The sequence below is a fragment of the Cohnella faecalis genome (genome assembly GCF_003570905.1).
In the GTDB taxonomy this organism is placed as follows: Bacteria; Bacillota; Bacilli; order Paenibacillales; family Paenibacillaceae; genus Cohnella; species Cohnella faecalis.
Map to the genome: position 1 here is coordinate 1 of NZ_QXJM01000045.1, position 8509 is coordinate 8509.

The 8509-nt window shown below is 56.2% G+C and carries 9 protein-coding genes and 2 pseudogenes; 4 read left to right on the top strand and 7 right to left on the bottom strand.

Features of this window, described 5'->3' with window-relative positions:
- Both D3H35_RS26015 and D3H35_RS26020 read left to right on the top strand, forming a co-directional pair.
- On the top strand, positions 1 to 491 hold a 491-nt coding region (locus tag D3H35_RS26015), incomplete at its 5' end, for an FAD:protein FMN transferase (protein ID WP_147355949.1).
- A 130-nt stretch (positions 492 to 621) separates the two neighbouring features.
- Entirely contained in the window at positions 622 to 1206 is a 585-nt protein-coding gene (locus tag D3H35_RS26020) for a ferric reductase-like transmembrane domain-containing protein (protein ID WP_119150230.1), read from the top strand.
- Positions 1207 to 1280: 74 nt separating this feature from the next.
- Here D3H35_RS26020 and D3H35_RS26025 read toward each other — a convergent pair whose 3' ends face one another.
- The 5 genes and pseudogenes from D3H35_RS26025 to D3H35_RS35075 form a co-directional block, all read right to left on the bottom strand.
- Positions 1281 to 1466 carry a hypothetical protein gene (locus tag D3H35_RS26025; RefSeq protein ID WP_147355950.1) on the bottom strand — a complete coding sequence of 62 codons (186 nt, stop codon included), beginning with the start codon at positions 1464 to 1466 and terminating at the stop codon, positions 1281 to 1283.
- A gap of 29 nt (positions 1467 to 1495) precedes the next feature.
- Positions 1496 to 2107 carry a TetR/AcrR family transcriptional regulator gene (locus D3H35_RS26030; protein ID WP_119152067.1) on the bottom strand — a complete coding sequence of 204 codons (612 nt, stop codon included), beginning with the start codon at positions 2105 to 2107 and terminating at the stop codon, positions 1496 to 1498.
- 22 nt (positions 2108 to 2129) lie between these two features.
- Positions 2130 to 3288 (bottom strand): annotated as a pseudogene (locus D3H35_RS35065) (efflux RND transporter permease subunit); the annotation flags it as partial.
- A 245-nt stretch (positions 3289 to 3533) separates the two neighbouring features.
- The gene (locus tag D3H35_RS35070) at positions 3534 to 3809 is read right to left on the bottom strand and encodes an efflux RND transporter permease subunit (protein ID WP_411675180.1); all 276 of its coding nucleotides are present in this window, start codon (positions 3807 to 3809) and stop codon (positions 3534 to 3536) included.
- Between the two features lie 106 nt (positions 3810 to 3915).
- A complete protein-coding gene (locus D3H35_RS35075) occupies positions 3916 to 4059 on the bottom strand; it encodes an efflux RND transporter permease subunit (RefSeq protein WP_411675181.1) in 144 nt (47 codons plus the stop codon).
- 14 nt (positions 4060 to 4073) lie between these two features.
- On the opposite strand from D3H35_RS35075, the pseudogene D3H35_RS33710 reads away from it, so the two are divergent.
- Together D3H35_RS33710 and D3H35_RS26045 are read left to right on the top strand one after the other, a co-directional pair.
- Positions 4074 to 6319 (top strand): annotated as a pseudogene (locus tag D3H35_RS33710) (efflux RND transporter permease subunit); the annotation flags it as partial.
- A 20-nt stretch (positions 6320 to 6339) separates the two neighbouring features.
- Positions 6340 to 7167, top strand: a complete 828-nt coding sequence (locus D3H35_RS26045) for a TetR/AcrR family transcriptional regulator (protein WP_158594272.1) — start codon at positions 6340 to 6342, stop codon at positions 7165 to 7167.
- A 122-nt stretch (positions 7168 to 7289) separates the two neighbouring features.
- On the opposite strand, the gene D3H35_RS26050 is transcribed toward D3H35_RS26045, so the two are convergent.
- Together D3H35_RS26050 and D3H35_RS26055 are read right to left on the bottom strand one after the other, a co-directional pair.
- The gene (locus tag D3H35_RS26050) at positions 7290 to 7823 is read right to left on the bottom strand and encodes a ferric reductase-like transmembrane domain-containing protein (RefSeq protein ID WP_119152069.1); all 534 of its coding nucleotides are present in this window, start codon (positions 7821 to 7823) and stop codon (positions 7290 to 7292) included.
- Positions 7820 to 8410 carry an FAD:protein FMN transferase gene (locus D3H35_RS26055; protein ID WP_119152070.1) on the bottom strand — a complete coding sequence of 197 codons (591 nt, stop codon included), beginning with the start codon at positions 8408 to 8410 and terminating at the stop codon, positions 7820 to 7822. Before D3H35_RS26055 ends, D3H35_RS26050 begins: the two co-directional genes overlap by 4 nt.
- Positions 8411 to 8509: the final 99 nt, after the last annotated feature.

An 8509-nucleotide genomic window follows, 5' to 3' on the forward strand; every position in this document is an offset into this window, starting at 1 on the left:
GAAACCAGAGCTGCCGAAACCGGACGAAAAGCTCGCCCGATGGAGCTCGCGGCTGGCAGCTGTTCCCGCGCGCAGGTCTCGTTCGCCTCCGCCGCGGAACCAGACTGGACTTGGGCGGAATCGCGAAGGGCTGGACGGTCGACCGGGTATCCGAAGGATTAATCGGCCGACGCATTCGCGCCGGGCAGCTAAACGCCGGAGGAGATTTGCGCGTCTGGTCGGAGCCGGGCTTGCCGGCTTGGGAGATCGAAGCGGCGCTTCCCGACGGATTCGCATCGAACGCGCCTTCGTTCCGGTTTGCTTTGCGCAACGGAGCCGCCGCTACTTCCAGCACACTTCGGCGCCAATGGGCAACGCCCGGAGGAAATCGGCATCACTTAATCGATCCTCGCTCCGGCCTTCCTGCCGCCAGCGACACCGTGCAGTGCACCGTCGTCGAACGACGGCAGCGGAGCCGAAATAGCTGCCAAGACGGTGCTTTTGCTAGGTAGCGAGGATGGACTCCGCTGGTTGGAACGAACTTTTCCCCTATGCGATGCGCTTTTGTACAAACAAGACGGAACGGCTATCGCGTATTCGGAAAACACGGTGACGCCGAGTGGAAAGAAGGAGAGGTATCCTATGACGGATTGGCTGATGCAGCTGCCTACCTGGGTCATTACGCGCGTGGCGGGATTGTCCGCTTTCTATTTGTTGACGATAGGCGTCGTCTCGGGCATTTTTTGCGGATCGCCTGGCATTAAAGGCGTCTGGAAAGCGCGAATCTTTCGATTTCATTCCTGGACGCAAGGCTTCGGCCTCATCGTTGCTATAGCGCATGTCATTGTCCTTGCCATAGACCGCTACGCGAAATTCGATTGGATTACGTTGATCATCCCTTTCTCCGCTCCGCAGCATCGGCTAGAATACGGGCTCGGCTCTCTCGCTATGTATGGCCTGCTCGCCATTCTGTTAACGTCCGATTTCCGCGGACTCCTCGCCAATCGCATTTGGAAAACAATCCACATGACCGCATATCCCGTCTTTTTTCTGGCGCTCATTCACGGGCTTTTTTCCGGTACGGACAGCGCGAAGCCTCTCGTCTTCTGGAGCTACGCAGCCGCGGCCCTGCTCGTCGTAGCAGCCACCGTCATTCGGGCGTTAACCGAAATGAATAAGACGCGCGAAAAAAGAGCCGCCCCCATTCGGAGGCAGCCCCTTCCCTAATCCGAACTATTTGGACTCCAGTCCGTCCAGCAGCGACTCCCACTCCGTCCAGGAGTAGACCGCCGCATACTCCCTCAGCAGCGCAAGCATCCCTTGGCGAGAAGCTTGTCGGGCACCAGCTTGGCCCATTCCGATTCGAGCCTCTCAAGAGCGGAGGCCGCTTCCGTCCGCACAGCAGGCGGAACCGAGTCGGGAATAGCCGACACAAGCCGCTTCAGCTCTTCGAGCTGTCCATTCCGCTGCTGCGCCTCCGCTTCCAACGGCCATCCGGCCTTCTCCCTCAGAGCGTTCATATCGGAGCGGGAAGAATCGGCTCTTCGCCGGTCAGCAGAAGCCCTTTCATCAGGTGATCGATCCGATTGATCAGAAAGCGGGAAACACGCCCTTCATCAAGCTCCGCATCGTCGAAAAAAAGCTTCTCTAGATAACGGCCTGTCATTCCTTCGAACATCGTCGCCGCATCCGTGACATATCGCGCCGCCCGGTTCCCGTAAATAGCGGAGATGTGAGACAACGTCCATACCGCCGACCTCGCCCTTGTCCGCATCAGCAAGTTTTGAACTTGAGGATTAAGCCCCGTCGCCGGCTCCAGGAACAACATGCGCATAAAATGCAGATGTTCCCGAAAAAACCGGAATTGACGTTCGATTAGCACGCGAAGCTTGTCCCTGGAAGAAAGCTCCCTGTCTTCAGGGAGCTCCTCCATACAGCGGAACAGCATATCTGTGTAATATTCGAGCACCGATAGGTACAATTCATCCTTCGAATTGAAGTAAAAATACATCGAGCCCTTCGCCATGCCGATTTCGCGAGCGATCTCTTGAATGGAGGTAGCATGGAATCCTTTGCGGGAGAAGCAGCGGATAGCCGCTTCCAGAATAGTCCGCTTTTTATCCTGCACGGGCTTAAGCCCCTCTCTCCCGTTATTCCGCCAACGTTTTCGGCTTGCGGCGCAGCTTCATCAGAATCTCATAGACGATCGGCACGATGAGAAGCGTCAGAAGCGTAGAGCTGATTAATCCGCCGATTACGGTAACGCCAAGACCTTTGGAAATAATGCCGGCTCCTTCGTAACCAAGCGCAAGCGGAAGCAGCGCTCCAATCGTGGCAAGAGCCGTCATCAGGATCGGACGAAGACGAGTACCTGCCGCTTCCAGCAATGCTTCGCGGTCGTCAGACCTTCGCGCTCCTTGTGAATGACGCGGTCAATTAGCACGATAGCGTTGGTCACGACGATACCGATCAGCATAAGCGCACCCATGAGCGCGGAGACGCTGAGCGTTTCGCCGGTAATCCAAAGAGCGACGAGGCGCCAATGACGGCGAACGGCAGAGCGAACATGATGGCGAATGGAGCGAGGCCGCCTCCGAACGTCAGCACGAGCACCAAGTAGACAATGGCGATGGCGGCAAGCATAGCCAGACCCAGCTGCGTGAACGTTTCGTTGATCTGCTCGGTAACGCCGCCGAATTTCACTTGCACCGAAGCCGGCTTCTCCAGTCCGTCAACCTTCTTCTGAAGATTGCTCGACACTTTCGCTACATCCTTCTCGGTGATCTCCGCGCTGACCGTAACGACCATCTTGCCGTTCTCCCGGGCAATCGAATTCGGAGATTCGCCTTTTTCGACTTTAGTCACGTCACGCACCGGAACTTCGACGCCGAGCGGAGATTGGAGCTTCGTGTCGATGACGTCGTTGATCGTGCCGTATTCGGCCGTATCGCTTGTACGTAGACGTTGTAGGTTTCGAGTCTTCCTTCACCGTCGTCAGCACCGGCTGCTCGCGGGCAGGCATCAATGCCATGGCGATTTGCCCTGCTGTCAGCCCGTATTTGCTCAGCTTCGCCTGATCGGCAACGATCGTGTACTGCTCGTATGTTTTGGACAAGCTCGTATCCACTTTCTCGAACGCTTTGTCCTGGTTCATCAAGTCGACGACTTGATCGACGACAGGTTTGATTGCTCCAAGCTGTCGCCGTATACGCTGAGGCTGAATCCGCTGCCGCCGATTCCGCCGCCCATGTCCATTTCCGACCATTCGCCTTCCGGCACGACCTTGTGCAGCTCTCCGAGAATCGCTTCCTTTTTGTCCGCGAAATTTTTCGTGTCGCTCTTGAACTGCAAGAAGAACAATCCGGATTTGGAAGGCCCGGGGACAGCGGGTTTTTGCCGCCATCGAATATTGCAGTTGAGTAATGTCCGGCTCTTTAAGAAGATACTTCTCCGCTTCCAACGCTCGTTTCTCGACATCCTCAATTCGATCGCCCGGCTCCGGAGAGTACGTAATGAGAGTGTACTTGTCTTCTTCCTCCGCAGGAAGCTGGCTCCTATTTGCCCGACAAGCGCCAAGCTGCCGCCCAGCAATGCGAACGCGATGACAAGCGTGATGATTTTATGTTAAGCGCCGACCGGAGAAAGCCGCGGTATTTGCGAGCCAGATACCCCGGTTTTTCGTCGTGATCGTGGTTTTTGGCTCCCGCTTTCAGACCTCTCTTGAACATCTGATGCGCGAGCATCGGCACGACGGTAATGGCAACGAGCAGAGAAGCCAGCAATGAGAATACGATCGTAAGCGCGAACGGCAGGAAGAGCTGACCGACCATGCCGCTGACGAGCCCAAGCGGGAGAATACCGCTATCGTAACGATCGTCGAGGACATAATTGGAAGGAACATCTCCCGAGTCGCCTCGCGGAACAAGTCTACGCCCTTCAGCTTCTCGCCGTCAACGCCAGCCTCCGGTAGATGTTCTCGATAACGACAATCGAGTCGTCGACGACCCGTCCGATCGCTACCGTCATTGCGCCCAGCGTCATGATGTTAAGCGTAATATCGAATTGCTGCAGCAGCAGCACCGCGATAATGAGCGAAAGAGGAATCGATCTCCCGAGACGAACGTCGCCGTGTCCATCGGTATTCAAATCGTCAATCGAACGATGCGAACACCGTCGATGTCGTTAACGCCGTGAAGAAGGAGCGGACAAGCTCGGAGCAGTACAAAGACCTTAAGCTTAGCGTGTTGATGACCAAGGCAAGCCGATCGAGGAATCAGTCAGCACAATGCTGAATAAAGCTTTGTTCGGCGCATTGTTCGCGATTGCCGTCATCCTGTTGTTTTGCGCAATATCCGGACGACACTCATCTCGGTCGTTCCATTCCTCTGTCGCTCATTATCGCGGTGCTGCTGCTGCAGCAATTCGATATTACGCTTAACATCATGACGCTGGGCGCAATGACGGTAGCGATCGGACGGGTCGTCGACGACTCGATTGTCGTTATCGAGAACATCTACCGGAGGCTGGCGTTGACCGGCGAGAAGCTGAAGGCGTAGACTTGTTCCGCGAGGCGACTCGGGAGATGTTCCTTCCAATTATGTCCTCGACGATCGTTACGATAGCGGTATTCCTCCCGCTTGGGCTCGTCAGCGGCATGGTCGGTCAGCTCTTCCTGCCGTTCGCGCTTACGATCGTATTCTCATTGCTGGCTTCTCTGCTCGTTGCCATTACCGTCGTGCCGATGCTCGCGCATCAGATGTTCAAGAGAGGTCTGAAAGCGGGAGCCAAAAACCACGATCACGACGAAAAACCGGGTATCTGGCTCGCAAATACCGCGGCTTTCTCCGGTCGGCGCTTAACCATAAAATCATCACGCTTGTCATCGCGTTCGCATTGCTGGGCGGCAGCTTGGCGCTTGTCGGGCAAATAGGAGCCAGCTTCCTGCCGGAGGAAGAAGACAAGTACACTCTCATTACGTACTCTCCGGAGCCGGGCGATCGAATTGAGGATGTCGAGAAACGAGCGTTGGAAGCGGAGAAGTATCTTCTTAAAGAGCCGGACATTACTCAACTGCAATATTCGATCGGCGGCAAAAACCCGCTGTCCCCGGGCCTTCCAAATCCGGATTGTTCTTCTTGCAGTTCAAGAGCGACACGAAAAATTTCGCGGACAAAAAGGAAGCGATTCTCGGAGAGCTGCACAAGGTCGTGCCGGAAGGCGAATGGTCGGAAATGGACATGGGCGGCGGAATCGGCGGCAGCGGATTCAGCCTCAGCGTATACGGCGACAGCTTGGAGCAAATCAAACCTGTCGTCGATCAAGTCGTCGACTTGATGAACCAGGACAAAGCGTTCGAGAAAGTGGATACGAGCTTGTCCAAAACATACGAGCAGTACACGATCGTTGCCGATCAGGCGAAGCTGAGCAAATACGGGCTGACAGCAGGGCAAATCGCCATGGCATTGATGCCTGCCCGCGAGCAGCCGGTGCTGACGACGGTGAAGGAAGACTCGAAAACCTACAACGTCTACGTACAAGCCGATACGGCCGAATACGGCACGATCAACGACGTCATCGACACGAAGCTCCAATCTCCGCTCGGCGTCGAAGTTCCGGTGCGTGACGTGACTAAAGTCGAAAAAGGCGAATCTCCGAATTCGATTGCCCGGGAGAACGGCAAGATGGTCGTTACGGTCAGCGCGGAGATCACCGAGAAGGATGTAGCGAAAGTGTCGAGCAATCTTCAGAAGAAGGTTGACGGACTGGAGAAGCCGGCTTCGGTGCAAGTGAAATTCGGCGGCGTTACCGAGCAGATCAACGAAACGTTCACGCAGCTGGGTCTGGCTATGCTTGCCGCCATCGCCATTGTCTACTTGGTGCTCGTGCTGACGTTCGGAGGCGGCCTCGCTCCATTCGCCATCATGTTCGCTCTGCCGTTCGCCGTCATGGCGGCCTCGTCGCTCTTTGGATTACCGGCGAAACGCTCAGCGTCTCCGCGCTCATGGGTGCGCTTATGCTGATCGGTATCGTCGTGACCAACGCTATCGTGCTAATTGACCGCGTCATTCACAAGGAGCGCGAAGGTCTGACGACCCGCGAAGCATTGCTGGAAGCGGCAGGTACTCGTCTTCGTCCGATCCTGATGACGGCTCTTGCCACGATTGGAGCGCTGCTTCCGCTTGCGCTTGGTTACGAAGGAGCCGGCATTATTTCCAAAGGTCTTGGCGTTACCGTAATCGGCGGATTAATCAGCTCTACGCTTCTGACGCTTCTCATCGTGCCGATCGTCTATGAGATTCTGATGAAGCTGCGCCGCAAGCCGAAAACGTTGGCGGAATAACGGGAGAGGGGCTTAAGCCCGTGCAGGATAAAAAGCGGACTATTCTGGAAGCGGCTATCCGCTGCTTCTCCCGCAAAGGATTCCATGCTACCTCCATTCAAGAGATCGCTCGCGAAATCGGCATGGCGAAGGGCTCGATGTATTTTTACTTCAATTCGAAGGATGAATTGTACCTATCGGTGCTCGAATATTACACAGATATGCTGTTCCGCTGTATGGAGGAGCTCCCTGAAGACAGGGAGCTTTCTTCCAGGGACAAGCTTCGCGTGCTAATCGAACGTCAATTCCGGTTTTTTCGGGAACATCTGCATTTTATGCGCATGTTGTTCCTGGAGCCGGCGACGGGGCTTAATCCTCAAGTTCAAAACTTGCTGATGCGGACAAGGGCGAGGTCGGCGGTATGGACGTTGTCTCACATCTCCGCTATTTACGGGAACCGGGCGGCGCGATATGTCACGGATGCGGCGACGATGTTCGAAGGAATGACAGGCCGTTATCTAGAGAAGCTTTTTTTCGACGATGCGGAGCTTGATGAAGGGCGTGTTTCCCGCTTTCTGATCAATCGGATCGATCACCTGATGAAAGGGCTTCTGCTGACCGGCGAAGAGCCGATTCTTCCCGCTCCCGATATGAACGCTCTGAGGGAGAAGGCCGGATGGCCGTTGGAAGCGGAGGCGCAGCAGCGGAATGGACAGCTCGAAGAGCTGAAGCGGCTTGTGTCGGCTATTCCCGACTCGGTTCCGCCTGCTGTGCGGACGGAAGCGGCCTCCGCTCTTGAGAGGCTCGAATCGGAATGGGCCAAGCTGGTGCCCGACAAGCTTCTCGCCAAGGGATGCTTGCGCTGCTGAGGAGTATGCGGCGGTCTACTCCTGGACGGAGTGGGAGTCGCTGCTGGACGGACTGGAGTCCAAATAGTTCGGATTAGGGAAGGGGCTGCCTCCGAATGGGGGCGGCTCTTTTTTCGCGCGTCTTATTCATTTCGGTTAACGCCCGAATGACGGTGGCTGCTACGACGAGCAGGCCCGGCTGCGTAGCTCCAGAAGACGAGAGGCTTCGCGCTGTCCGTACCGGAAAAAAGCCCGTGAATGAGCGCCAGAAAAAAGACGGGATATGCGGTCATGTGGATTGTTTTCCAAATGCGATTGGCGAGGAGTCCGCGGAAATCGGACGTTAACAGAATGGCGAGCAGGCCATACATAGCGAGAGAGCCGAGCCCGTATTCTAGCCGATGCTGCGGAGCGGAGAAAGGGATGATCAACGTAATCCAATCGAATTTCGCGTAGCGGTCTATGGCAAGGACAATGACATGCGCTATAGCAACGATGAGGCCGAAGCCTTGCGTCCAGGAATGAAATCGAAAGATTCGCGCTTTCCAGACGCCTTTAATGCCAGGCGATCCGCAAAAAATGCCCGAGACGACGCCTATCGTCAACAAATAGAAAGCGGACAATCCCGCCACGCGCGTAATGACCCAGGTAGGCAGCTGCATCAGCCAATCCGTCATAGGATACCTCCTCCTTCTTTCCACTCGGCGTCACCGTGTTTTCCGAATACGCCGATAGCCGTTCCGTCTTGTTTGTACAAAAGCGCATCGCATAGGGGAAAAGTTCGTTCCAACCAGCGGAGTCCATCCTCGCTACCTAGCAAAAGCACCGTCTTGGCAGCTATTTCGGCCTCCGCTGCCGTCGTTCCGACGACGGTGCACTGCACGGTGTCGCTGGCGGCAGGAAGGCCGGAGCGAGGATCGATTAAGTGATGCCGATTTCCTCCGGGCGTTGCCCATTGGCGCCGAAGTGTGCTGGAAGTAGCGGCGGCTCCGTTGCGCAAAGCAAACCGGAACGAAGGCGCGTTCGATGCGAATCCGTCGGGAAGCGCCGCTTCGATCTCCCAAGCCGGCAAGCCCGGCTCCGACCAGACGCGCAAATCTCCTCCGGCGTTTAGCTGCCCGGCGCGAATGCGTCGGCCGATTAATCCTTCGGATACCCGGTCGACCGTCCAGCCCTTCGCGATTCCGCCCAAGTCCAGTCTGGTTCCGCGGCGGAGGCGAACGAGACCTGCGCGCGGGAACAGCTGCCAGCCGCGGAGCTCCATCGGGCGAGCTTTTTCGTCCGGTTTCGCAGCTCTGTCCTCTCCGTCATCTTCTCAAAGCTGACGTTGTAGCCGGCGCTCGAGAGCTCGGGCAGAATCGCC

What these genes read in the sequence shown, in the direction of transcription:
- D3H35_RS26020 (WP_119150230.1), top strand. Translation starts at nt 622, where the DNA reads ATGACGGATTGGCTGATGCAGCTGCCTACCTGGGTCATTACGCGCGTG.
- D3H35_RS35070 (WP_411675180.1), bottom strand. Translation starts at nt 3,809, where the DNA reads ATGGTCGGTCAGCTCTTCCTGCCGTTCGCGCTTACGATCGTATTCTCA.
- D3H35_RS26055 (WP_119152070.1), bottom strand. Translation starts at nt 8,410, where the DNA reads ATGGAGCTCCGCGGCTGGCAGCTGTTCCCGCGCGCAGGTCTCGTTCGC.
- D3H35_RS26050 (WP_119152069.1), bottom strand. Translation starts at nt 7,823, where the DNA reads ATGACGGATTGGCTGATGCAGCTGCCTACCTGGGTCATTACGCGCGTG.